This window comes from Hydrogenivirga sp. 128-5-R1-1 (assembly GCF_000171895.1).
Genome location: NZ_ABHJ01000011.1, coordinates 19,883 through 43,732, shown reverse-complemented (window position 1 = coordinate 43,732; position 23,850 = coordinate 19,883). Strand labels below are relative to the sequence as shown.

The 23,850-nt window shown below is 49.4% G+C and carries 29 protein-coding genes; 12 read left to right on the top strand and 17 right to left on the bottom strand.

The genetic code is table 11. The annotated features are described in order from the left end of the window. The first annotated feature begins 6 nt into the window (after positions 1-6). Positions 7-384 carry a YkvA family protein gene (locus HG1285_RS07735; RefSeq protein ID WP_008287837.1) on the top strand — a complete coding sequence of 126 codons (378 nt, stop codon included), beginning with the start codon at positions 7-9 and terminating at the stop codon, positions 382-384. After that, a complete protein-coding gene (locus tag HG1285_RS07740) occupies positions 384-1,358 on the top strand; it encodes an ABC transporter permease (RefSeq protein ID WP_008287836.1) in 975 nt (324 codons plus the stop codon). Before HG1285_RS07735 ends, HG1285_RS07740 begins: the two co-directional genes overlap by 1 nt. Here the strand turns inward: HG1285_RS07740 and HG1285_RS07745 are convergent. From HG1285_RS07745 to HG1285_RS07760, 4 genes are read right to left on the bottom strand one after another with little or no spacing between them, the layout of a single operon-like run. Next, complete coding sequence (locus tag HG1285_RS07745; RefSeq protein ID WP_008287835.1) at positions 1,333-2,244, bottom strand: multiheme c-type cytochrome; 912 nt, start codon at positions 2,242-2,244, stop codon at positions 1,333-1,335. The two genes, HG1285_RS07740 and HG1285_RS07745, sit on opposite strands and share 26 nt — an antisense overlap. After that, positions 2,241-3,071 (bottom strand): hypothetical protein, encoded by an 831-nt coding sequence (locus HG1285_RS07750; protein ID WP_008287834.1) that lies wholly within the window; start codon positions 3,069-3,071, stop codon positions 2,241-2,243. The genes HG1285_RS07745 and HG1285_RS07750 overlap by 4 nt, the downstream gene beginning before the upstream one ends. A 42-nt stretch (positions 3,072-3,113) precedes the next feature. After that, complete coding sequence (locus HG1285_RS07755) at positions 3,114-4,073, bottom strand: HAMP domain-containing sensor histidine kinase (protein ID WP_008287832.1); 960 nt, start codon at positions 4,071-4,073, stop codon at positions 3,114-3,116. Continuing rightward, positions 4,066-4,743: a response regulator transcription factor gene (locus HG1285_RS07760; RefSeq protein ID WP_008287831.1), complete on the bottom strand. Its 678-nt coding sequence runs from the start codon at positions 4,741-4,743 to the stop codon at positions 4,066-4,068. Before HG1285_RS07760 ends, HG1285_RS07755 begins: the two co-directional genes overlap by 8 nt. Positions 4,744-4,837: 94 nt before the next feature. On the opposite strand from HG1285_RS07760, the gene HG1285_RS07765 reads away from it, so the two are divergent. After that, positions 4,838-5,341: a cytochrome P460 family protein gene (locus tag HG1285_RS07765; RefSeq protein WP_008287830.1), complete on the top strand. Its 504-nt coding sequence runs from the start codon at positions 4,838-4,840 to the stop codon at positions 5,339-5,341. On the opposite strand, the gene dut is transcribed toward HG1285_RS07765, so the two are convergent. The 4 genes from dut to HG1285_RS07785 are packed head-to-tail and all read right to left on the bottom strand — an operon-like array spanning position 5,342 to position 8,680. Then, a complete protein-coding gene (gene dut, locus HG1285_RS07770; RefSeq protein WP_008287829.1) occupies positions 5,342-5,788 on the bottom strand; it encodes a dUTP diphosphatase in 447 nt (148 codons plus the stop codon). It lies immediately after the preceding gene. 1 nt (position 5,789) lies between these two features. Next, on the bottom strand, positions 5,790-8,111 hold the full coding sequence (locus HG1285_RS07775; RefSeq protein ID WP_008287828.1) for a polyribonucleotide nucleotidyltransferase: 2,322 nt from the start codon (positions 8,109-8,111) through the stop codon (positions 5,790-5,792). 1 nt (position 8,112) lies between these two features. Then, on the bottom strand, positions 8,113-8,385 hold the full coding sequence (gene rpsO / locus HG1285_RS07780; protein WP_008287827.1) for a 30S ribosomal protein S15: 273 nt from the start codon (positions 8,383-8,385) through the stop codon (positions 8,113-8,115). Positions 8,386-8,437: 52 nt separating this feature from the next. Beyond that, positions 8,438-8,680: a hypothetical protein gene (locus HG1285_RS07785; RefSeq protein WP_008287826.1), complete on the bottom strand. Its 243-nt coding sequence runs from the start codon at positions 8,678-8,680 to the stop codon at positions 8,438-8,440. A 51-nt stretch (positions 8,681-8,731) separates the two neighbouring features. Between HG1285_RS07785 and bioF the strand changes: the two genes are divergently transcribed. Further along, positions 8,732-9,859: an 8-amino-7-oxononanoate synthase gene (bioF, locus tag HG1285_RS07790; RefSeq protein ID WP_008287824.1), complete on the top strand. Its 1,128-nt coding sequence runs from the start codon at positions 8,732-8,734 to the stop codon at positions 9,857-9,859. Between the two features lie 189 nt (positions 9,860-10,048). Here the strand turns inward: bioF and HG1285_RS07795 are convergent, their stop codons facing one another. The 5 genes from HG1285_RS07795 to HG1285_RS19085 all read right to left on the bottom strand — a co-directional run bounded on the left by HG1285_RS07795 (position 10,049) and on the right by HG1285_RS19085 (position 13,449). Next, positions 10,049-11,101, bottom strand: coding sequence for a transposase (locus tag HG1285_RS07795; protein WP_008287823.1), 1,053 nt, complete (start codon positions 11,099-11,101; stop codon positions 10,049-10,051). Positions 11,102-11,268: 167 nt separating this feature from the next. Then, the gene (locus HG1285_RS07800) at positions 11,269-12,165 is read right to left on the bottom strand and encodes an IS5-like element ISHysp1 family transposase (RefSeq protein WP_008286027.1); all 897 of its coding nucleotides are present in this window, start codon (positions 12,163-12,165) and stop codon (positions 11,269-11,271) included. A 58-nt stretch (positions 12,166-12,223) separates the two neighbouring features. Beyond that, positions 12,224-12,409 (bottom strand): helix-turn-helix domain-containing protein, encoded by a 186-nt coding sequence (locus HG1285_RS07805; protein ID WP_008287822.1) that lies wholly within the window; start codon positions 12,407-12,409, stop codon positions 12,224-12,226. Positions 12,410-12,532: 123 nt separating this feature from the next. Beyond that, positions 12,533-12,997 (bottom strand): hypothetical protein, encoded by a 465-nt coding sequence (locus tag HG1285_RS07810; RefSeq protein ID WP_008287821.1) that lies wholly within the window; start codon positions 12,995-12,997, stop codon positions 12,533-12,535. Between the two features lie 263 nt (positions 12,998-13,260). Further along, a complete protein-coding gene (locus HG1285_RS19085) occupies positions 13,261-13,449 on the bottom strand; it encodes a ribbon-helix-helix domain-containing protein (protein WP_157560620.1) in 189 nt (62 codons plus the stop codon). 34 nt (positions 13,450-13,483) lie between these two features. Here HG1285_RS19085 and HG1285_RS07815 point away from each other — a divergent pair, with 34 nt between their 5' ends. Beyond that, entirely contained in the window at positions 13,484-13,753 is a 270-nt protein-coding gene (locus HG1285_RS07815; RefSeq protein WP_008287819.1) for a hypothetical protein, read from the top strand. A gap of 10 nt (positions 13,754-13,763) precedes the next feature. Further along, a complete protein-coding gene (locus tag HG1285_RS07820; RefSeq protein WP_032496735.1) occupies positions 13,764-14,012 on the top strand; it encodes a hypothetical protein in 249 nt (82 codons plus the stop codon). Positions 14,013-14,019: 7 nt separating this feature from the next. Here HG1285_RS07820 and HG1285_RS07825 read toward each other — a convergent pair whose 3' ends face one another. Together HG1285_RS07825 and HG1285_RS07830 are read right to left on the bottom strand one after the other, a co-directional pair. Then, positions 14,020-14,406, bottom strand: a complete 387-nt coding sequence (locus tag HG1285_RS07825) for a PIN domain-containing protein (protein WP_008287817.1) — start codon at positions 14,404-14,406, stop codon at positions 14,020-14,022. Beyond that, complete coding sequence (locus tag HG1285_RS07830; protein WP_008287816.1) at positions 14,394-14,636, bottom strand: DUF6364 family protein; 243 nt, start codon at positions 14,634-14,636, stop codon at positions 14,394-14,396. The genes HG1285_RS07825 and HG1285_RS07830 overlap by 13 nt, the downstream gene beginning before the upstream one ends. A 58-nt stretch (positions 14,637-14,694) precedes the next feature. On the opposite strand from HG1285_RS07830, the gene HG1285_RS07835 reads away from it, so the two are divergent. The 3 genes from HG1285_RS07835 (at position 14,695) to HG1285_RS07850 (ending at position 16,589) form a co-directional block, all read left to right on the top strand. Further along, on the top strand, positions 14,695-15,282 hold the full coding sequence (locus HG1285_RS07835; RefSeq protein WP_008287815.1) for a hypothetical protein: 588 nt from the start codon (positions 14,695-14,697) through the stop codon (positions 15,280-15,282). Further along, positions 15,251-15,499, top strand: a complete 249-nt coding sequence (locus HG1285_RS07840; RefSeq protein ID WP_008287814.1) for a hypothetical protein — start codon at positions 15,251-15,253, stop codon at positions 15,497-15,499. The genes HG1285_RS07835 and HG1285_RS07840 overlap by 32 nt, the downstream gene beginning before the upstream one ends. A gap of 874 nt (positions 15,500-16,373) precedes the next feature. Next, the gene (locus HG1285_RS07850; RefSeq protein ID WP_008287811.1) at positions 16,374-16,589 is read left to right on the top strand and encodes a hypothetical protein; all 216 of its coding nucleotides are present in this window, start codon (positions 16,374-16,376) and stop codon (positions 16,587-16,589) included. Positions 16,590-16,765: 176 nt separating this feature from the next. Here HG1285_RS07850 and HG1285_RS07855 read toward each other — a convergent pair whose 3' ends face one another. Further along, the gene (locus HG1285_RS07855) at positions 16,766-17,215 is read right to left on the bottom strand and encodes a hypothetical protein (RefSeq protein ID WP_008287810.1); all 450 of its coding nucleotides are present in this window, start codon (positions 17,213-17,215) and stop codon (positions 16,766-16,768) included. Positions 17,216-17,289: 74 nt separating this feature from the next. Here HG1285_RS07855 and HG1285_RS07860 point away from each other — a divergent pair, with 74 nt between their 5' ends. Further along, positions 17,290-20,502 carry a hypothetical protein gene (locus HG1285_RS07860; RefSeq protein WP_008287809.1) on the top strand — a complete coding sequence of 1,071 codons (3,213 nt, stop codon included), beginning with the start codon at positions 17,290-17,292 and terminating at the stop codon, positions 20,500-20,502. Further along, positions 20,499-22,946, top strand: a complete 2,448-nt coding sequence (locus HG1285_RS07865) for a hypothetical protein (RefSeq protein WP_008287808.1) — start codon at positions 20,499-20,501, stop codon at positions 22,944-22,946. Before HG1285_RS07860 ends, HG1285_RS07865 begins: the two co-directional genes overlap by 4 nt. Positions 22,947-23,089: 143 nt before the next feature. Here HG1285_RS07865 and HG1285_RS07870 read toward each other — a convergent pair whose 3' ends face one another. Beyond that, the gene (locus tag HG1285_RS07870) at positions 23,090-23,320 is read right to left on the bottom strand and encodes a hypothetical protein (RefSeq protein WP_008287806.1); all 231 of its coding nucleotides are present in this window, start codon (positions 23,318-23,320) and stop codon (positions 23,090-23,092) included. Positions 23,321-23,541: 221 nt separating this feature from the next. Here HG1285_RS07870 and HG1285_RS07875 point away from each other — a divergent pair, with 221 nt between their 5' ends. Beyond that, positions 23,542-23,736: a hypothetical protein gene (locus HG1285_RS07875; protein ID WP_008287805.1), complete on the top strand. Its 195-nt coding sequence runs from the start codon at positions 23,542-23,544 to the stop codon at positions 23,734-23,736. Positions 23,737-23,850: the final 114 nt, after the last annotated feature.

Below are 23,850 nucleotides of genomic sequence, written 5' to 3'. Positions count from 1 at the left end.
ACTGCCATGAGTTTTGAGAAGAAGCTCCAGAAGCACAAAACTTACGAGAACCTCAACAACTTAGAAAAACTCAAGCACAGTTTTTACGATAAACTTGACAAGGTTCCTCCCACGATGGAGTATCTCCGGAACCTAATACTTGACGTCAAGCTCCTCTACAGGATCCTCACAGACCCGGACTTTGAGCTCAAGAGAGAGGCGAGGGAGGACTTCATAGGCGCCCTGTGGTACTTTATAGACAGCAAGGACTCCATACCTGACTGGATACCCATGCTGGGCTACTGGGACGACTACAGGTTAGTAAAGTACGTGAAAGAGAAGCACAGGAAGGAGATAGAGAGATACTTTGAGGAGACCAAGTACTTCTTGGCTAACTACTTCTGATGCTTAAGTTCGTCCTGATACGCCTCCTTCAGGCGATCCCCACCATACTCGGCGTCACCTTCATATCCTTTCTAATAATAAAGCTCGCTCCCGGAGACTTTTTAGACCAGCTGAAACTCAATCCCCAGATATCTCCCGAAACTATAGAGAGGCTCAAGAGGCTCTACGGACTTGACCAGCCCACGCTGGTTCAGTACTTCAAGTGGCTGAAGTCGGCGGTCTTCTTTGACCTGGGTTACTCCTTCCAGTACCACACCCCCGTCGTGGAGCTCATAGCTGAGAGGATTCCCAACACATTACTCCTGTCCGTCAGTTCCGCCCTGATATCTTGGGTGCTGGCGGTTCCCCTGGGTATGATCGCCGCCTTCAAGGAGGGAAGCAAGGTTGATAAGGCTATTCAAGCTTACGCCTACTCCTTCATGTCCATACCCAGTTTCTTTCTTGCCTTCATATTCCTGTTTATAGCGAGCAGGACTGGCTGGTTTCCCATAGGGGGAATCCAGAGCCCGGACTTTGAAAACCTCTCCCTTCTGGGTAAAGTGCTGGACATACTGCATCACCTCTTTATACCCGCTATGACCCTTGCCCTCGTGTCTCTTGCAGGGCTTACGAGGCTGGTGAGGAGCGCGGTTATAGAGGCTCTGAAGAGCCCTATGATAGTGATGCTAAGAGCCAAGGGAGTCCCCCAGAGGGTTGTGGTGAAGCACGTATTCAAGAACGCGATGAATCCCTTCACCACTCTGCTGGGTTACGAGGTTGCGAGCTTAATATCCGGTGCGGCGCTAATTGAGATAATAACCGGGTGGCCCGGTATGGGCATGCTCATGCTTGACGCCGTCCTGTCCCAAGACCTATTTCTCGTGATGGGCGGGCTCTACATAGGGACGATAATGCTGATAGTGGGTAACCTGCTGGCAGACCTCCTGTTAGCCTGGATAGACCCGAGGGTCAGGGAGAGGGAGTTCGCAAAGTGAAGCTCGCTATAACCTCCTTCTCCTTCTTCCAGGCAAGCTTCCTCATAACCTTGAGTTCAACGCTTTCCACATCTCCCGCTGGAAGGACGAGCTCATAGGGAACTCCGTACTTAAGGGCTGTCTTGGACTGGGCTGAGAGGAGCTTCCTTACGATCCTCCTCCTTCCGTCCTTATATCTGACCTTAGCCACGAGGTAGAGTCTCGGGTCTCCCTGATCCGCCGTGGGAAGATTGTGGGGGACACCCACGTTCGTGATCACGAGTCTGCCCTCTTTAAGTTCAACCTTCATATCCTTCTCGCCGGCTTTGAGGGTGGGGAACCTGTGGGAGGTCCTCGGCTTGGCGAGGTGAAAGAGTTCAAAGGGGAACTTCTGGATCAGGTCTTTCTTCCCGAGGGAAGGCATGTGGCAGGACTGACAGCTCTTATCCACCTTGGCAACCTTCCACTCCTTGAAGGTCTCCTGGTGGCACCCGGCACAGAAGTTTGAGCGGAGGTAGTTTCTATCCTGCCTTGAGGGGTGAGGAGGAGACCATACCTTGAGGGGTCCGTGCATTGCCCTCGTTTCCTCCTTGAAGTGACAGGCTACACAGCTCACTCCGTTCTCTTTAAACTCAGCCCTGAGCAGTGGTTTCTTATCGGGGTCAACCTGATGGGGGGCGTGACAGGGAAGACACTTGGTCTTGGTGTAGTTCTCGGACTCAAACCTGAAGTGCTCGCTGCTCCATGCGTGGAAATGCCTGCTCTCTTTCCACTCCTTGTATATCTCAGCGTGGCAGTCAGAGCACCTCTTTGCCGGTGGTCTCTCAAGGAGGTCTTCCTCAACGAACACCGTCTCCAGCCTCTCACACCCCACCATAAGCAAGGCTAAGAGGAGGATAGGTATCACTTCTCAAAAGCCTCCCTCACAACCGCAGGGACGAGGTGGACGTTGTGGCACTTGGAACAGCTGACCGCAACCTTACCCAAGGCATTGAAGACCTCGTTCTTATCGGGCTTGCCGGCAGACAGGAGTTCCTCCATCTTGGCAAGGGCTCCTTCGTACTCCTTACCCACTATGAGCTCCTCCGAGAGTTTATTGGTATGACACTTGGAACACATTGAGCGTAGCTGTCTCGCCCTCTCAACGAAGTTAAGACCCGCCTCCTGGGCTTTTTCAGGCTCACCCTGCATAAGGTAAACTTTGAGAGCCTTAAGGGAGGACACGAGCTTCTCCATATACTTACCCGTCTCCATCTCCATGAACTCCACGGGGTCTTCAATCATGACCTTCTCAAAGCTGGGGAAGCGGTAAACGAGCTTGACAGCCAGTTCGTTGTCCTGATGGCACTTTGCACAGGTCTGACCGAGCTTCTTTGTAGCATCTATAACCTTGTCAACGTTTTTGGAGCTGACAGCCTTCACGAGGTTGTCCGCAAGAGCCGGCTTGAAATAGTCCTTCCACTCAGGAACCATCTTGGAGGTGTTCAGGTAGGTCTTCTTGAGCTCCTTAGCCCAGTGTAGGGCTTTCTCCCAGTTTCCGTCGTTCACATTCAGCCTTATGCCCGTAAAGGCGGTACTCATGGCGTGCATGCTGGAAACGAACTCAAACTTCTTTGAGACGGGCGGATAGTATCTATCAAGGGACTCAGGTGGTTTCTTGAGAACTATCTTATCCGCAGAGAAGACCACACCCCCAGCAAGTATTGGAACAAGAAAGAGCTTCTTCAAATCCATGGCAAACCCTCCCGTACGGAAATTTAATGAGCTAAATAAAATTTAGCCTGTAGGAAAGCGCAGGACAACTTCAGTCCCTTCACCGGAGGTATTTATCCTGAACTCACCCCCGTTTCTCCATGTCAGCTCTCTGACTATGTAAAGCCCGAGGCTGCCCTGCCTGTAAGCCTCCATCAACTTTGCAGAGTCAAAGCCGTTCCCGTCATCCCTGAGCGTGAGCTCAACCCAATCCTCTTTCCTAACCACACCGATCTCCATGTTTCTGGAGGAGGTGTGCTTAAGGCTGTTTTCTATAACGTTGTTCAGAATCTCCTCAAGGTCTACCGGCGAGACGCTCACGCCAACCTCACCGTCGCAGCTCACCAGCAGCTTGACTCCTCTCTCCATAAGCCTGAGCTTCCAGATAGCTTTAAGCTCTTCAAGGAAGGCGCAGAGGTTCACCCTGCTCCTCTCAGTTTTCCTGCTGACCTTCTTCATGTTGTACAGGGCTTCCTCCAGAAGGACTCCCATCTTGTCCGTTTCCCTTAGCAACTTTTCTATATACAGGTCTCTCTCCTCCTCTCCTATAACGCCGTCCCTGAAGGCTGTGAGAACGTTCCGGAGGTTCGTGAGGGGTGTCCGCAGGTCGTGGGCTATACGGTAGAGCATTAGGCGCTGAGTCTCAACCATGGAGCGTATCCTCTCGGACTGGAGGCTCAAGACTTCCCCAAGTCTATGGACTTCCCTTATCCCGCTCTCCGGCACCTCGCCAGTGAAGGGAAGTTTTTTAACGCTCTCCTCAAGACGGAGCAGGTCCCTGCTCACGAACTTGGATATGAGGTAGGCGATGAACACGTAGACAGGGACGAACACAAGTATGGAGGCAACTATCTTTAGAAACATCTTCTTACCTATGGGAATGCCGACTATCTTCACAGTGAAAAAGGCTATGAGGCTCGCCACTATGAGGTAGGTAAGGAAGAGGAGCACAAACACCAAGGAGAAGAAAGAGACCCTATTCAAACCGATAGCCGAACCCCCTGACGGTCTTTATACGCTCCGCATAGGAGCGTTCTATCTCCATCAGCTTGGTGCGTATCCTGTATATGTATGTATCAACGATGCGCTCGTAGTAGGGAATGTCACCGCTGTATATCTCGGAAACTATCTCCTCGCGAGATACAACCTTGCCTCTCTTTGAGAGGAGTTTCTTGAGTATGAGGAACTCCTTCGGAGTTAGGTCAACGAGCCTGCCCTTAAGGAGAACCTTCATCTCCCCCGTATGGATTTCCAGCTCCCCCACCCGAAGGGTCTCTCCAGACAAGGAAAGCTTCTTCCTCCTCCTGAGAAGAGCTTTAACTCTCGCAAGGAGCTCCCTCATGTTGAAGGGTTTGGTTATGTAGTCGTCCGCTCCCAGCTCCAGACCGACTATCTTGTCCTCGTCCGCATCTCTCGCGGTGAGTATCAGGAGCATACTGTCGGTGGAAGAGAAGAGCTTACAGAGTTCAAAGCCGTCCGTATCCGGGAGCATAAGGTCAAGTATCACCACGTCGGGCTTGAGGGTCTCAAAACTCTTAACAGCCTCAGCACCAGTGGAGTCCCAGTAGGTTTTGAAGCCTTCCTTTTCCAGATACCTCTTCAGCATATCAGCTATAAGCGGGTCGTCTTCTACTATCAATATCTTTCCCTTCATTAGGAGAAATTTTGAGCCTCTTTCAAGGAAAGTTCAAGAAAAGTTCAAGTTTCTGGGGGATATTTTTGGAAAGCCTTTAAGGGAGGTGTGTTCTATGAAAAAGCTTCTGTTTTCTTTAGGCGTGGGAGCCGTGGTGTTTGCCGGCGACTGGGAGCTGGAAGCTCCAACCGGTCTGAAGTTCGGACTCATTAAGGGATACGAGAACTGGCACGTCGTTGCCACCCACTACAGGACGGACAAGAACGAGCTCAGATACATAATAGGGAACGACAAGGCAGTGGAAGCCTACCTTAAGGGTGCCAAGAAGTTCCCGGACGGCGCCATACTCGTCAAGATAGGCTACAGCCTCAAGAAGAACCCAGCCTTCCCCGCCTCGGTTGAACCGGACGCCATACAGAGGATAGAGTACATGCTCAAGGACTCAAAGAGGTTCAAGGATTCAGCAGGCTGGGGCTTTGCAAGGTTTGTTAAAGACCAGAAGACGGGCAAATACAAGGTCTTCGGGAAGAGTGCCAGAGACTATATGCAGTGCTTCTCCTGCCATCAGAGCGTTGCCAACAAGGACTATGTCTTCACGGACTACGTGAAGAGGAAGTGATCACCTGACCCCCGTACTTCCAAAGCCGCCGTCCCCGCGGGCGGTGGCGCTCACCTCTTCTACCTCAATCAAGTGTGCCCTGCTAACCGGCGCTATGACCATCTGAGCGATCCTCTCTCCCCTCTCTATAACGACCTCCTCGTGCCCCAGGTTTATGAGTATGACCTTCACCTCACCCCTGTAATCGGAGTCAACCGTCCCGGGAGAGTTCAGCACCGTTATGCCCTTCTTTATAGCGAGACCGCTCCTCGGTCTAACCTGTCCTTCGTACCCCTCAGGTATCTCAAAGATGAAGCCCGTAGGTATTAGAGCCCTGTCCATGGGTTTCAGAACTATCCGCTTTGGTACGGCAGCCCGCAGGTCAAAACCCGCAGAGTGTTCGGTAGCGTAGGAGGGTAGCTCTATACCCTCCCCGTGAGGAAGCCTCTTGACCCTGACCTTTACCATGTCACTCTATCTTGTCCGTGAGCTTGGGTCTTCCCCTCTCGTCCAGCTCAAAGACCTTGACCTTCACCTTATCACCTACCTCAAAAACTTCCCTCGCGTCCCTCGTCCTCTCCTTCATGTTGTCCACGTGCAGGAGACCTACTTTGCCGGGAAGTATCTCCACAAACACCCCGTAGGGCTCCACCCTTGTCACCTTACCCTCGTAAACCTCACCGACCTCTATCTTCTTTTCTGGGGGAGAAGAGCTCCCGTCCAGTCCCATTGTGGTGAACTTGGGTCTCCCCATGTCGTCCACTTCAAGAACCTTGACCTTCACGGTGTCTCCAACGCTGTACTTATCACCGGCATGCTTTATGGGCTGAGCCATCTTGGACACGTGCAGGAGACCTACTTTGCCGGGAAGTATCTCCACAAACACCCCGTAAGGCTCTACCCTCGTCACCTTGCCCTCGTAAACCTGCCCCACCTCCACGTCCTTGACAAGGTTCTCTATCATCTCTATGGCTTTCTGTATAGCCTCGTCCGAATAACCGGTGAGGAAGACCTTTCCTTCCTCCCCAACCCATATCTTTACCTCTGTCTCCTCGTATATCTTCTTAACGTTTGAACCACCAGGACCTATCACGAGGGCAGCCTTTTCTTCGGGGACTTTGTATATGACTATCCTCGGTGCATAGGGGGAGAGCTCCTTCTTGGGCTCTGGTATGGCTTCGTACATCTTCTCCAGAATGTAAAGCCTGCCTTCCTTAGCCTGCTTGAGCGCCTCTGTCATTATCTCCTTGGTTATACCCTTTATCTTTATATCCATCTGTATTGAGGTAACGCCCTCTCTGGTTCCCGCCACCTTGAAGTCCATGTCTCCCAAGTGGTCTTCGTCGCCGAGGATGTCCGAGAGTATGACGTATCTGTCCCCTTCCTTTATTAGCCCCATGGCTATACCGGAGACGTGTTTGCCTCCCTTAATAGGGACACCGGCGTCAAAGAGGGCAAGTGAACCCCCACATACGGTAGCCATTGAGGTTGAGCCGTTGGACTCAAGTATGTCGGAGACAACCCTTATTATGTAGGGGAAGTCATCTTCCTCAGGGATAACAGGCTCAAGGGCTCTCTCGGCCAGGGCACCGTGTCCTATCTCCCTTCTCCTCGGAGGACCCCAGGAGCGTGCCTCCCCGCCCGAGAATGGTGGGAAGTTGTAGTGGAGCATGAACCTCTTGAAAACCTCGCCCTCGGCTATGGTCTCTATCAACTGGGCTTCATCGGGAGCACCGAGGGTGACGGTGACGTAAGCCTGAGTCTGTCCTCTGGTAAACACCGCACATCCGTGCGGTCTCTCAAAGGGATGGATCTCTATGCTTATGGGTCTTATCTCCTCAGGTTTCCTCCCGTCTATCCTGACACCTTCCGCAAGTATCTTCTCCCTCATGAGTTTGCTTTCAAGCTTCTTAAAGAAGTACTTAACGTTGAAGTGGAGTTCCTCGGGAACCCCGTGCTTCTCTATGAACTCCTCAAGTATATGGGAAAGAGTCTTATTCCTTTCCTTCTTGTCCTGAATGGCAAAGGCTGAAACTATCCTCTCGGAACATTCTTCCTCAAGAGCCCTGACAAGCTCTTCGTCAAGGTTTATACCTTCAAACTCAACCTTCTGCACTCCTATGCTCTCACGGAGCTTCTCCTGAAGCGCTATAGCCTCCTGTATGGCTTCGTGTCCAAAGAAGAGAGCCTCCGTTATGACCTCTTCGGGAACCTCCTTAGCTCCACCCTCCACCATAACTATTGCGTCCTTGGTTCCCGCCATAACTATCTCAAGGTCTGCATCCTTCCTCTCCTCGTAGGTCGGGTTGGCTACAAACTCACCGCCAACCTTGCAGACCCTAACTCCCGCTATGGGTCCCTCAAAGGGTATCCTTGAGATGTGAAGGGCTGCGGATGCACCGGTTATGGCGAGCACATCTGGGTCGTAGTTATCGTCAGCGGACAGGGTCAGGGCTGTAACCACGACGTCGTGGAAGAAGCCTTCGGGGAATAGAGGTCTGAGGGGTCTATCTATAACCCTTGAGGCGAGAACTTCCCTCTCGGAAGGTTTTCCTTCTCTTTTAACAAAGCCCCCTGGTATCCTCCCGTAGGCTGAGGGTCTCTCTCTGTAATCAACGGTGAGGGGCGTGAAGTCTATCTCCGTATTTGGTTCATCTGACATCACCGCCGTAACGAGAACGGCGGTTCCTCCCTGCCTTACAACTACAGCCCCGTCAGCCTGCTTAGCGTATCTACCAACCTCTATAACTATCGGTTCTTTGCTGTTGCCTATCCTTGCACTTTCCTCCATATCACTTTACCTGAAGCCCCATCTTCTTTGATATCTCTACATACCTCTGGTAGTCTGTGTCCCTCAGATACTCAAGGAGTTTTCTCCTCTTGTTGACCATGGCTATGAGTCCTCTCCTTGAGTGGACGTCCTTCTTGTGCTTCTTCATATGTTCGGTCAGCTTGTTTATCCTCTCCGTAAGTATAGCTATCTGGACTTCAGGAGAGCCGGTGTCCTGCTCATGTCTCTGGTGTCCCTTTATCAACTCCCACTTCTTCTCTTTGGAAAGGGGCATTACGCAGACCTCCTTATCAAAAATAAAATGTGCAATTTTTTATTATAACACTTTAAACATCGTATATAGCGTCAAGGAGTTCCTTGGCTTTTTCCTGGTCTATGTCTTTCAACCTCTTGTAAACCTCCCGGGCACTATCCACCTTACCCATACGGGTGTAGGCTATGCCCAGTTTGAACAAGAGTTCCGGATCGTCTGGCTTGCTCTCAAGCTCCTTCCTGAGGTCTTCGGCGTACTTTTCTAAAAGACCCTCTCCCATCTTGCTGAATACACCCTTGTAGTTCCTGCCCAGCATGGTTTAATAATTTAACCTCTTAAAGGGCTGTAAGTATAAATTCAATCACATATGGATTGGGTCTTAAGAGAGCTCAACAGACTGAGGGAAGAGAGTCTATTCAGAGAAAGAAGGCAGATTGAGAACCTGAAAGACTTCTGTTCAAACGACTACCTTGGGCTGAGAGACCACCCGGAGGTGGTGGGTTCAGCTGTTGAAGCCCTGAAGAGGTACGGTCTTGGTTCAGGTGCATCTCAACTGGTGTCGGGCTATACGGAAGTTCACAGAAGGCTTGAAGAGGAATTAGCCAGATTCAAGGGTACGCCCGCCTGCGTTCTCTTCGGCTCAGGATATCTGGCTAACGTTGGTGCCATACCCGTGCTCTCAGGCGAGGGTGATCTAATAGTAAGTGACGAGCTGAACCACGCCTCCCTCATAGACGGATGCCGTTTCTCCAAGGCTGATAGAAGGATATTCAGACATAGGGATTACGAAGACCTTGAAAGGATACTGAAGGCAGAGAGGGGAAAGTACAGGAGAGCGCTCATAGTGACCGACAGCGTCTTCAGCATGGACGGGGACTTGGCAGACCTCAAAGCCCTCTACGAATTATCTGAGAACTACGAGTGTATCCTCTACATAGATGACGCCCACGCAACTGGAACCATAGGCGAGGGTAGGGGCAGCCTCAGGGAGTTCGGACTCCCGTGGAAGGAGCACGTGGTAGTTATGGGAACTCTCTCAAAGGCTCTCGGGAGTTACGGAGCCTTCGTATGCGCAAGTGCTGAACTCACCGAGCTCTTAGTCAACAGGGCAAGAAGTCTTATATTCACAACCTCCCTGCCTCCCTCCCTCTGTGCAGGCGCCCTGAAGAGTCTTGAGCTGATTGAAAAGAATCCAGACATGGTTACAAGGTTAAGGACGCTCTCCGAGCGTATTTATAGAGAATTAAAGGCACTACCCTTCAAAGTCCACTTCCACGGCACGCCTATAATACCCCTGATAGTCGGTGAGGAAGCGAAAGCCCTTAATATTTCCAGAAAGCTGCTTGAGGAGGGTATATTCCTCCAGGCGATAAGGTATCCCACCGTCCCCAGGGGAAGTGCAAGACTTAGGCTGACTGTTAGCCTAAGGTATTCTGAAGAGGACTTAGAACTTCTTATAGAGAAGCTCAAAAGCGTGGTGAAGGATACAGGTTGAACACGGGCCCGGCAGGACTCGAACCTGCGACCTGGGGATTAGAAACTCTATCAAGTGCTTGACACACAAGGAAAAGAACGATTAAAAATGCCAAATAATGCTTATAACTCAAGGCTTAGAAGTTAATCTCATGCTTTATGGTGTTTATCATAATTTAGTGTTATTTTTAAGAAGTTCGTTAGAAATCTGTTAGAACCAAACTTTTTCACAACATGAGTGACCTCCTGTCAAATTTTGGAACATAAGTAGAAATAGCCTATCGTCAGGAAAAGGAAAAAACTTCAAGCATCGTCGCAGAACCTCTTGAATAAACTCAACCACTTCAACAAGCTCAACCACAATGGGAGGAAACGCAAGAGACAACATATACTTCCGGAAACCTATCTCATTAAGCTTAGACCTAAGCTTCAAAAGCACAACATGCCACACCGCCATTATCCAGAGCCTTATAGCCCTGAGTTTCCTCACCATGTAGCTTTCAAGTCCGTGAACCTTGAGAACCTTTATCTCGCTCTCTACCTGCCACCTGTGCTTGTAAAGGTCTCCAAATCGTTTCTTGCTAAGTGCCTTGTTGCTTACAACCACCTTCTCCTTGTCGTCTCCCTCACCAACTCTGTGTGCATAAAGAGGCTTACTTAATCCCTTGAGCTTCACTCTCTCAGGTCTCGGAAACCACAGGTCTCTGAGCTTCTCCTTGCTTTCCCGATCCACTCTACCCTGACTTATGGCACATACGAAATCAACTTCTTCGGACAGGAGGAATTCAAGGAGCCTGTTACAGGTAAGACCTGCATCGCAGAGGAAAAGGAGATTGGGAAATAGTCTCTTCAGAGAGTGCAGGAGCCTTTTCAGAGCTTCTATCAGGGCATCCACAGGCTTGACGTCGCGGAGTAGCTCAACATGGAGAGGCACTCTTAAATTGCCTACCGACAGGATTATGACCAGTGCCCTGTGGGCTAAGACGATTCTTTTTGAGGAAGGGTCGTAGAGCTTATTGACACCTTCAATCTTGGAGCCTGTTTTTCTCAGGAGTGTGGTATCGGCGATGAGGAAGGCTTTATGGGAGGAGCTGAGTTTAGCGAGGAGCTGGTATATGAGGGATTGGATTTGAGGCATTGGGTTAAAGTCAGGGGAACTCAGGAATCTTGATAGAGTTGAGGCAGAGTAGGTAGGTGAGGAGGACAGTATGTATAGGGAATGTGAGAAAATATTCAGGAGGGCGTTGTATTTAGCTTCGTTCATTCCTCTCACCTCTCTGGGGGTTCCTCGGGGAGGTTCTTTTTTTTTACAGACTTGAGTGCCTTCTTGTCAAGAGATGCAAAACTTTAGAAATGCTCTGTCCAAAAATAGCTTTAGATACTCCCTGTTCTTTGCATCTTCCCCTTTCACATATGCGGACAGGCTCATGTTCATACCACCCCTGCCATCATAAGCATATTCATTATCCCTACCTTGAACACCAGTTCCTTCTTCATATTCTCAAACTTCAAACTCACTACATACTCCCCAAACCATCGCTTGAATACTGAGAAGAAATTCTCCACAAGCCACCTCTTGCCATACTCTATTCTTTCCTTCCATCGCCTCTTCCCCCTCCTTATAGCCCTTACCACTTCATCCCTCAATGGATTTCCCCTTACCTTCGCCCCCTTCCTCACAAGCACTCCCGCACATATACCCTCATCATGCAAATACCTGAAAAACTCATGTGTGTCGTATCCGCTATCAGCCACAACCTTGCTCACTTTCTTGCCCTTGTCCTTTGCCTCCCTCTTAGCACCTTCTACAAGCTTTTTAGCTTTCTGACTGTCATGGACTCTCTCGTCCGTTACCTCTATCTCCACTACCTTCTTCCTTTTGAGGTCAAAGGCTACGTGTAGTTTTATCCATCCTTTCCTTGCCCTCTTGCCATGCTTCTTCCTGAGCCATTCCCCTCTGTTGGTAACCTTTATGCCCGTGGAGTCAAGGACTATTACGAAGTCATCTGGCAGGTCTTCCGGGTCTGGGAAGTCTTTAATGTTTATTTCCATGGTTTTGAATCTGTAGTGTAGAGTCCTGAAGTCAGGGATTTTCAAGCCTGAGTTTTGGAAGAGCTTTTTAGCGAGTCCCTGGGTTTGTCTGTATGGGAGTTTCAGGGCGAACTTTATGAAGAGGAGCATCAAGATGAGGTGGTCTGAATACACCGGCGGTCTACCTGTATTTCTATTCCTCTCACTCTTAGCTTTTAGACCAAAGCTCATGGAGTCTATGAGTATTTCACCCCTCTTTACAAGCTCTCCGTTGTATTTGCTCCAGTCCCTGCTCATGGGTCTTTATTCTAATGGGTAGGGCTTTTTAGACAAAGCACTTTAGAAATATAATGTTTTAAGATACTGTATGTTTTTCAATCCATTCCATAATTTTTGTGTATTCAAACAGAAGCCGTTTTCCTATCTTTACGTAGGGAATTCTTCGTTCATATACCCATTTATAGATGGTGCTTTTAGGCACACGAAGTGCGAGGGCGAGTTCTTCAACCGTCATAAATTGTATCTTCTTTATTTTGCCCATGGTTCAACCTCCTATAAAGGTTTTTCACCGCTCATTATAAAGAGGCAGTTGAAAGACAGAAGGCCCCTCTGGGGGAACTGAAAGCCATTATCGGGGCTGACAAGGAGACAGAATGGGTAAAGCCTATGTCCCTCCCCTGAGCCTTTTTAGAAACATCTCGTAGATTTCATCGGGGTTAGGTTTTTCCCCGCCTTCTTTTCCCACTTGCCCTCCTCGCTCTCGCTCCATCTCTACCATGCTCGTTCTTTCCTGTGTTTCATCTTTTGTTGCTCTTTCGCTGATTGCCTTTGCTACCTGTGTTGCCTCTTCTGCTTCTGTTAGCTCTTTCTTTTCGGTGGTGCTTTTCTCCTCAGCTATCGTCTCCTCAATCTCCTTCCCCACTTTGTTTCTCATCCCTGCCTTCCCAGATAAAGCCTTGAAAAGTTCAAAGCCTGTCTGTTCCGGGTCTTCCTCAAACTTCTGTTTGATGAGGCGGATAGACGCTACGAGCACTTTCGTTAGGGACAAACCCATCTCGGTAGATAGACGCTTTAGTGCCTCATATTCCTCTCTTGGAATAGGGACTGCAACCTTCTTTGTCTTGCCCATCTTTAACACCTCCTTTTCTCGTTCTCTTTCGCTATAAAAATATTATAAATAGTTTCATCAAAATGTATAAGTTTTTTATAGGAAATTTATATATTACATATAAGGTATTTAGGCAAGCGAGGGTGCCTCAAGTCAGCACACTTATGACCCAGGTCTCCATTACTCACCTTTCTCTTTATAGCTTTTTTATACTTTTTGTATATGTTATATATTGTCTTTGTATATAAATTTTATACATTCTTTATAAAGTCGGGGCTGAAAGTTTATAGCTCCTCCTCGTCTTTCTTGTTGTTTTGTGCCTCAAGGAGCTCAACCAGGAACTTCTTGTCCTGGGAGTATTTGTAGCTTGCGTAGCGAACGAGGGTACGCAAAAGTCTGACCATAGGTATTCCTGTTTCTTCTGAGATATCCTTCAGAAGCTGATAGTTTTCCTTCTCCATTGCCTCTGACACTTGCTCCCATTTCCTTCTCCCATATCTTAATCCTATGCACAGGGGAAAGAACATCAAGCTCACTACTGACAGGCTTATTGAATGGTGCAAAAGAACCGAGCACGAGATAGCGAGGAAGGAAAAAGAATACAGAGAAAAGCTCCTCTTCCTTGAGAAAGCTCTTGAGAGAGGATACGAAGTGAACATGGTATATGTAACGACCCAAGACCCCAGGATAAACGCAGGTAGGGTCGCCAAGAGGGTCGTTCTCGGAGGACACCCAGTCCCCCCGGACAAGATATACAGCAGGTATCGGACTCCTTGACAGGCTCCTCGTGGCAGACAACTCAAGAGAAGGACAGCCACACAGACCTTACATGGCTTTTGAGGAAAGCTCACTCATGTGGCTTGACAGCTCCCTCAAGTTCACGGGAAAAGCCATAATCCCCAGACACGGAGAACTCCCCGAACACATGAAGCTCCTCGTAAACCGCCTCCTTGAAGTCAGTCCCGGAGAGCCGAAGCTCAGAGAAGAGGTTTCCCTCCCGCCCTATATGAGGAAGGTAAGGGGCTTGGAGAGGTAAGAGGTGCTCAAAGAATAACCACCTTCGGCTTTTTTTTCTTAACAACCTCAAAACTCTTGTCGGTAGTGTAAAACCTGTCCGCAGGCTTCACACTCACGTATATGAGAGCATCTATCGCAGGAAGACCTGTCCCGTGACTGACGGAAGCCCCCTCCTGAGCTACATCCACGTCCACAGGGACGACCTCGCAGTTGAGAAGTATCGCCTCACTTACCTCGTCCCACCTCTCAATCTTACCGAGCCTGTGAAAAAGCCTCTTGAGTTCAAAGAGGACGAGGGAAGAGGTTACGGCTTTCAGCTCCCCCTCCACTACCGAGCTCCACACACGGACAGCTTCTTCCTCTCCCTCAAAGACCTTTATAAAGAAGCCCGTGTCAAGACCTACCCTCTCCACTCTTCCCTCCTCATCCGGGAGAGCTCTTCCATGGCGAGCCTGCTCTCTTCTTCGGATAGCTTCACCTCAAGGAGCTTCCTTCCTGCTTCTTTCTTCTTCCTCTCAATCAGGAACTCCTCAAGGGATTTGGCTACGAGCTTTGAGAAGCTTACCCCTTCTTTATTTGCGAGCCTCTTCAGCTCTTCCGCCAAGCTCTTGTCCAGCGAAACCGTAACCCTTACCACCGGCATAGGAATATGTTATGCAGTTCATAACATACTTTCAAGTGAAGGCTTATTATATAGAGGTATGGACTACGCTGAGAGGATAAGGCAGACGACGGACGAGGTAGAGAAGCTAATCCTCCTGGGAGCGTGGCTCACGGAGGAGGCTGAGAAGAGAAGAATAAGACCTCCCGTAGTGGTAGGGGGGAGTGCGGTTGAGATATATACGCTCGGATACTACAGGTCGGGAGACATAGACCTCGTGGGACCGAGGGAGTTCGTCAAAGAAGTCCTCCTCTCTTCGGGATACTTCAGGGAGAAGGGCAGGTTCTTTATCTCGGACGAGCTCGGACTGTTCGTTGAAGTGCCCGATGACAGGCTTGACGGGAGCTACGAAAAGGTCAGGGAGGTTAAGGTCCCCGAGCTCGGAGCAAGAGCCTACGTCATAGGGATAGAAGACCTGATAATTGACAGGCTGAAAGCCTGCGTGTTCTGGAAGAGCGAGGACGACTGCCTCTGGGCTAAATACCTTCTGGAAAAATACAAGGGAGAGATAGACCTTGACTACCTCAAGGAGAGGGCTGAAGAGGAGAAGGTGATTGCAAAGCTTGAGGATATATTAAGAGGAAGGAGAGGAAGAGATGCCGGGAAAAGAAATCGTCCTCAGCCTTAAAGACATACAGAGGAAAAGACACGAGGCGAAGCTGGAGATGCTGAGGCTCGGTCTTCCCGTAAGGAGAAAGAGGAGCTTTCCCAGAGACCCCGAGAAGAGGGAAGCTCTCCTTGAGTGGCTTTTAAAGGTTACCCCTCCCGCTGAGGACATTCTCTCGGGGAAGGCTTTTTCGGAGAGGTTCAGGAAGAACAGGGAGAGAGAAGATGGGCGTGATTGAGCTTCTGGCTTTTGTGGCCATAGGCTACCTGATTACGGGAGCTTTCCTATTGTGTTGGCTGGAGAAAGTTGGGAATAATTATTCCCAAAAAACGGAAAGGAATTGAGCTCCGGGGAGAGGGCGTATAATAGAAGATAGATAGCAGGCTTGGAGAGCCTGCCCGGCTCCTTGGCAGGGGAATAGGAACTATGTATTAGGGGAAGTGTTTTCACCCCACAACTTTGCTTGCGGTCTTCGTTGTTTCCGGTGTAACTATGTATTAGGGGAAGAACGTCTCCGAAAAGACCATCTACAGATGAGCTACCAAGCTTTGGGAATAACTACATGGTAGGGGAACGGGAGGTCGTATGGGGCAACCTTATCGCTAAGAATAGCTACATGGTAGGAAAACCCTGAGCTTCCGTCTGAAGGACATCGTGGAGCTCCTTTGCTGTAAAGATAGCTACGTGTTAGGAAAACTGAAGGAATTGCTCATACCTCTCGGGAAGGTCGGGGATATGCAAGTTCGTTCTAAAAATAGCTATGTGTTAGGCACAGACGAGTTTTTGAATATAGCCATGTATTGGGAGAACAGGTATTTGAGCGCTACGCTCTTAATGTCCTTTTGCCGCTTCCAAGTAGCGGGAAGCTTGGAAAATAACAAATAACTATGTAGTAGGGAAACCCTTTCTGTCCACCCACAGGAGGAAGTCAGGGTCGGGTTTTTAATATAGCTATATAGTAGGGAAACCTATATACTCCTGCACGACAACATATCTCACGAGCCTGTTTGGAAGATAGCTATATAGTAGGGAAACAGTATTCCCCCGCTTATCATCATATTATTATTTTACAGTCCGGAATGATAGCTATATGGTAGGGGAACACGCTGACTATGACCGAAGAAAAGACGCCTTCGTTCTCAATTAACTATGTAGTAGGAGAACAGGCAAATGTTGAAGAGGAACCAGAAAACACGAGGGAGAGCATGAAGGCAAAACTATATAGTAGGGAAACAAGAATTGACCAGGCAATCCGCTCCTGCTTTTTCTGGGGGTTGATAATAACTATTCAGATAGGAGAACCACTCCACAATCGCATGAAACTCTGAAGGTGGCTTTGCTTGGAACTATTAAGTAGGGAAATTGAACTCAATCTCATATCCACGCCTTTCCCTTTTTGTCATAACTACAAGATAGGGAAAGTCCATAACCACGATGCATCCGTAGTCTTCCAAGAACTTGCTAATAACTGTCAAGCAGGTAGTTAGTAAGCATACTTACTTACTTACTTCACCGCCTTCTTTATCTTCTCCATAAGCTCCACAGCCTCTCTCTCCGAGAGCCTGTAATAAGCGGGGACGCTTCTGTGCCCTTCCCTCTCGTATCGCAGATACCACCCCTTTGTCGCACTCCTGCACACGCTTGCCCTAACGTCTTCCTTCCTGTCCCACAGCTCAACCACGCACTCATCTCCGGGCTTGTGGGCATACGTGAAGGTCCCAAACCACGCCACCTTCTTCAATTCCCTGTATCGGTCAATCAGCTCCCACACCCTCTCTATCCTCTCAGGGTCCTTCAAATACACAGCTTTATATCCGGGCTTCCAGAAGGTAATATCAAGCTCCCCTTCCTTCTTAACCACGTTGTAGATACCGTCCGCTACCCACAGGACAGAGCCAAAACCCACGTAAAAGAGGAAACACTTACCTATCCTGTCCTTAATAGAGCTCTTCATCTATGTCTCATTATAGAGGGCACTTTTCCCTTCTATTTTCCCGTCCTCGCTATACTCTATACAAAAGGGGAAATATGTGGATTTCAGTCAAAGGGCACATATTTGAGCTCGGCTTTAAAATCGGATTTGCAAGAGGCGTCATTAACAGGACAAAGGACAAAAAACTCAAAGAAGAGTGGGGGAAAAGACTTGAAGAACTTATAAACATCGCAAAAGTATCCGAGAAAGAGCTCAGGTATATAAGCAGGCTGTTCCAGACCTTACCTCCTGAACAACTCTTTTCCACGGCACTCCTCAGAGATAGAGAGGAAGTCCTCCGTGAACTCTCCACGAAAGCGGAAATATCCCCCTCTTCAAAAGAGGAAGAAACTCAGCTCGGTGTCTATGTGACAGGTCTATACGGGGGAAGGCTCTTTGCCATGCACCTCCCGAAGGGAGACATAACCCCCGTAGTCTTTGATATGTTCTCGGAAAACCGGGAAGCAGGAGCCTTCTTCAACGCAGACCTGATTTTTTACATCAAGAATCCCAAGAGGGACACAAAAGAACTTCACGTGTATGACATCAAGCTCTTCGGGGGCGGAGGACACATAAGGAGATTTTTGACGAGAAAGGAGAACACCAAAGATGTGGTCGTCGTCCCACCCAGAGCAAGGGGTATTCAGCTCTCCCTATCGCTCGGAGACCCCTCCCTTCACAGCTTCGCAAAAGCGCTCCTGAAGACAGGTCGGACGATGCTGGAAAGAGAAGAGGTAGAGCTTGACTTTGAGACCAAGTCCCTCATTCAGGTCTTTTCCTACCTCTTTGATTACCTGAGAGAAAGCGGAGACATCTTTGACAGGATACATACGGGGCTGATTACCTCTACCACGGACGGGGTCGTTTTCACCTTCAACCCTTCCCATGAGAAACTTCCTGTAGAGGAACTTTCAAGAAAATTCAAAGAGCTATACAGAGAGCTCAAGAAGAAGGAAGAGCCTTACGCCCTGAAAACCCAGAAAGAACTCTCAACCAGGAGAATGCACAGGATACTGAAGAGGTTGAGAGAACTTAAAGACAAGGTTCAAAATGAAGCCCTTGAGCTTGAAAAAGAAATAAATAGGCGGGACGGGGCGGTTTACGAGATAACCCCCGAGTCCAGAATATCGCAACTCAGAAGAGACACGGAGAGAAGGACGAGAGAGTTCTGGAGAGACCCGTGGGGGAAAGTCCTCATCCTCCTCCACTCTACCGGCTCCGGAAAGACCTTTGCCATGAAAAAGGTCGTCCTTGAAGAGAGTAAAGACAAGCTCATCCTCCTTTACTTCGCCCCCAGGATAAGGCTCCTTGAAGAGGTAAACAAAGAGGCTGGCAAGATAGAGGGCGTCAGCACCGTTTTCCTTTATGACTCGGAAGAAAAGCCGAGGAGAAAGACTATTTCATATACGAGAGCGGGGGACATAGCAGAGGTTGAGGACGCAGAAAACACCTCAAGAATCAAGCAGGCTGTCGCAGAGATAAACAGGAAGATAGAAGAGGGAGCCGAGAAGATAGCCTGCCTTCTGACCACCCACTCAATTACCAAGGCAGCCCGGTCTTCCTACCCCACGCTCAGGCGTGTAAAAAAGAGGATGGGAAGCTGGAGAAGGAAGGGATACAGGGTGGCTATGGTCTTTGACGAACTCACAGGTTCAAAGAACGGATTTGCAAGCCTTAGATGGGCGATAGAGCTGATGCAGGAATATCCCGACATGGTAAGCCTGATGGTCTTTGATGCGACCCTTCATTCCAAGGGCGTCTTTGAAAAAGCCTGGAACGAATTCGTCCGGGAGGGATACGTGTCCCCTTCCTTCACCTTCGCCGACTTTGAGCCCGAAGGGGAGATGAATCTTGACGGCTCAAGAGCCTTCGTCTATTCGGGCTACTCCTACCCTGCAAAGAAGCTCCTCATAAAGGAGAGGTTCATACTCGGGGCGAAGGACAGGGATGAGATTTATGACCGATGCGTTGCGCTTGCAGGGAGTCACCTTGAAGAATTGAAGAGGAAAGGCGAAAGGCTCTACATATACGTTCAGAGCAGGGAGGCTGTCCAGGAGATAAAGAGGAGGCTGGAAGCTCAGGGGTTCAAGATTCTTGCGAGCACGAGCAACATAAGGGGCTCTCAGGAGGAGCTTGAAGGAGACAGCCTTGATTACGACGGGGTGATTTCCACCTCTACCCTTTCACGGGGGGTGTCCCTCAGACAGAACTTTACCAGAGCCCTCATACTGACGACCCACTTCTCTTCCATAGAGGAGAACGCGGCGGAAGACCTGCAGGCGTCCGCCCGTATCCGGGGAATGGAAGGAGAAGAAGACGTGGTCAAGGAGATAATAAGGGTTTACGCCTTCGTGGAAGAGGAAAACGAGGAGCTCGTGAGAGAGCGGGCGAGAACATACCTTGAGTCTCTGATGGAAGAGCTTAACATGGAGGAGGGAGAGGAAAGCGAGGAAGTCCAGAGGGAAACCGAAAAACTACTTCACCTCTTAAAGAAGAGGGGCGTGCTCAGAGACCAGATTATCTTCTCAAAGCTCTTCAGGAAGCTCTATGAGAGCTATTACTCACCGTCGGGCAAGGTAGTGGCGACCATTTCCCAACAGATGAGACCCCTCTATACACCCGAGGAGCTCTCTCCGGGCGGGCAGGCTATTAACTTCCTGGAGGAGCTGAGCGATTACTATCCTTCCCTGACAAAGGAACAGATGGCAGATATAAAACGGCTGGCTTCTCTAATCGCCAAGATGCTCAGCGTCCTTCCCGACGTGGAAATAAGCAAGATAGGAGAGGAAACCGACTTCTTCCACCCATACCTGCTGATTGCTGTGGACCTGAAGACGAGCGCAGAGCAGAGGGACGTGGAAACCGCCCTGAGGCTCTTTGAAAAGCACAGAGACCTCTTTTACAGGGCGAACAGGCGGACTGCGGAGGAGCTTGAAGCCTGGCTCTACAGGCTGAAAACGGGGCGCCAGAGTTCCCCGATTTATGGACTCGTTTACATACCGACCCTCGCAATAGCATACGAAGCTGTGGAGAGAGATTTTGTCTCGGTTGAAATGCTCTATTCCAAATACATAACGAGGTTCGGCATAGGAGTGCTGGGGGCAGGGCTAAAGCTTTCTGCGAGGATAAGCAGAGACCCTCTTTCGGGAAGCGTGAGAAGTGTGGTCTTTCCCATAGAGAACAGCGAGGTCTTCGGCTGGCTCTCCGGCTCCTATCCGAAGGTCGGTGGAGACCTATTGCTCGCCTTGATAGAGGAGGTGGTGGGATGATAGACGCTTCTTCCCGTTTTCGTGGTGAAGAGAAGGCTCTCTCAATCTTTGCAAAGGGAGAGCCCCCTCCCATAATGGGCCCCGATAGGAAAAGGGCTTATGTAGGCGGTGTGTTCTATGCAGGTTCGGAAAGTCGGGAGTCCGACCCCGAGGTTTACAGGTATAACGAGCTGATTACCTCTCTCCTCGGCAGGTGGGAGGCAACCTTTGTGAGGATGCTCAAAGAGGGTCTGGGGAAGAAGGCGACCAGGGAAAACGAAGAGCTGAAGGGAAGGTGGAGAAAGGAGATAATAGAGCTCCTGGAAGAGTCCATAGAACTTCTGAAGGGGAAGGATATAGACCCGGAAAAGGTCACCTTTACTCCCCTGCCCCTGCGGAGGAAGAGAAAAGACACTTCAATAGGAAAGGATGTAAACAATCGGTTTAAGGTTTACTACGGAAGGCTTACCGAAGGGAAGGGAGACATCAACCTCTACTATCTGGACGTAGATGTGGCAAACAGGCTGGAGGACCTCCTTGACGGTCTCAGGTCGGGAGAGATTAGCCCGTCCGACTACACAGAGGAACTCGGAAGACTCAGGCGTGAGGTGGGTATTAAACTTATTGAGAAAATTCTTGAGTGTAAAGACCTTGAGGGCGAGGTAAGGAGGTTCTTTGAGTCTCTTAAAGAACTCGGGGAGGGGGCTGTTAGGGGAGACGACATCCTTGCCCAGCTCTTCTTTGAGAGGCTCTTCAAGATAGAGGTAGATTTTCACGTTGGGCTTGCCCAGGAAGGAGAGGGAGAGGACGGTCCATGGCTAACACATAAGCCTTTGATAACTAAGCTCGGATACGGGGACACCCGTCTTACCTACGAAGAAGTGTTGCTGAGGATAGGGAAAGAGGCGGTCAGGAGGGAAGAGTTCTCGGATAAACCTGAAGAGGACCTCATCAGAGAGGCGGAAGAAGAGGCTGAAAGCCTCGGAATATCGGAGTGGCTCAGGAAGGTTTATGGAGACAGGAAGGGGAATACTCCCTTCCTGAAGAAGGTCAGGAGGGAACTCACACGGATACTCGGGGGCGGGGTTCCCGGAGTGAAAAAGGTCTCCTTTGTGAGGGACGGAAAGGCGGTTTACGATGTGGAGAAGAAGATATATGCGGACACTTACAGACAGTTCCTTCTGTATGAGATTAACCTTGAGGACAACGCCAAAAAACTTCTGGAGGCATTGCAAGGGGCGGAGGAGACCGGAAAGAAGAGAAAGTATATAAACCCAAAGATGATGGAGGGAAAGGCACGGGCTGTAGAAATGGAGTTCCTGTTTCCTTTCTGGGAAGAGCTGAAAAAACATAACAGCTACACTTTTACGGGAAATTTAGCTTACAAGGCTCTTGCCTTCCTCCTTCAGGTGGCTGGCTTTTTCAAGGCAATCAGGTCCAGGGGCGTTGAAAAGAAGGCAACTTACATGGTGTTTGCCCTGCTTGACGTTGCGGGCGATGAGGACAGATACCCAATCTGGGATGCGGTGAGAGCTTTCATTGACCATGCCCTCGCCCACCCTTTCCAGACCTTAGGCAGGAAGTCCATAGAGGAGATAGCGGAGAGAAGGCAGGGTGCGATTTACTTTCAGAAGAACGCTCTCATAAGTGCGCTGAGGACGGACAGGAGGGTCGTTCTCAGGTTCAATAACCTCAAAACCCGGAAGCCTGTGGTTTACTCTATGCTCGTAGAGGACAGGAGCGTTGAGCTCGCCGGAGCGGGAAGACACTACCTCTATAGTCTATACAGGTTTGCCTTTAAAGACGACTCCCTTACCATAGAGCGGGACGATAGAAAGTTCTTTGCCTTTGCCGATGGCTTCAGCGGAGACGTGAAAGAGCTTGAGAAATTCTTGATGGGGACACCTAATCTCATAGCGATTACTCAGGACACGAGGAGCCCTCTCCTGAGCTACGGGAAGCTAAACCATGAGAGCTTCTTCCCTGTTCTCTATCGGAGCATAAAGACGCCTCTTCTGCTCAAGGGGGCGAAGAGAGATAAGAACGCATACGTGATATTTGAGAAAGAGTTTAAAAAAGGTCTGAGGTATATGGGGTGGCTCGGTGGTAATCAGAACGCTGTCTTTGAGGACTACAACCTCTTCGTCATCAGGGCGCCTCTCGTTGTCCCCTCTGCCATGAGAGACGAGCCATATATGAGCACGGAGCTGTCCCTCTTCTTCGTCGGCAACCTTAAAGGGGACAACCCCGAGGTTGAAGAGGGGATACTTCTCTCCCTTCTGGGCTGGCTCGTCTGGGGTTCGGAGAGCTTCTCATTCCTGTATGCAAAACCCAAGTTCATGCCCCTCAAGCTCCCGAAAGCGGTGGTCAGGAGGATGAACAGAGACTATACCGTCCCTCTGGGAGCTTCTGTCCTTGAGCTCGCCTATATTATGAAGAGGGCGGAGGAAAAGACACAGGGGTAAAAGCGTGAAAGACCTGATAGGCGTTATAGGGATACTGATTATAGCTGGGCTTCTTGTCTATATGTTTGTAACTTTCATAAGGGTAAGCAAGGAAGCTGAGGGCAAGAAATCTCTGTAGGTGGGTTTGTCCTATGGCTCAATGCTCAAACTTGCAGGTAGAACCTATCCTTGACCTGTGAAGCAACTCCAGGGTCATACACATCTACCGTATAGATTTCACCATCTTTGAATTCCACGACAAAGCCCTCTCCTTCTATTGAACAGTCCGGCTCTCCCTTCATACCCTTGCGAACTATAAGCAGAGTTCCGGTATCGGGATATTCCCTGACTTCATACTTATCTTTTTCAAGCTTTATACCTAATAGCAGTTCCATCGTCCGCTCCTCCTTCTTGAATATAGTCTTTTCTTATTCTCCGTTCCAATCCCTTATGGGGGCTTAGTGAACAAAACGGACCCCCTTTTTCGCTATCCCATCAATCAACCTTAGCCCCCGTAGCCTATACTATTTGTAATGGCTGAAGCTCAAGAGCAAAAGCAGATGCAGAAAAAGAAACAGACCCGAACCCTTCAGGTCCCCAAAACGGTGAAGCCGGTATGAGGTACCCTAAAACTCTTGAACTCTTCTTAGATTATACAAAATCAATATCTGCAGGTAGCATAATAGCTTCCCTTGTAGGCTTTATCTTGCAAGAGAAAAAGGCAAGCTGGATTTTACTCGCCTTCGGAATTGTTTTCTTCACAATAGCCCTATCAATAGCTATATTTTACGACAAGAGGAGGGAAAGATGAACGACCTTATGCTTGCACTACTAATTCTTACGGCTTTCCTTCTCGCTGTGGGTGGATTTATCCTTTGGCTCAACCGAGCCCCCAAAACTCCCACCACTTCCGGCAAGACTTAAC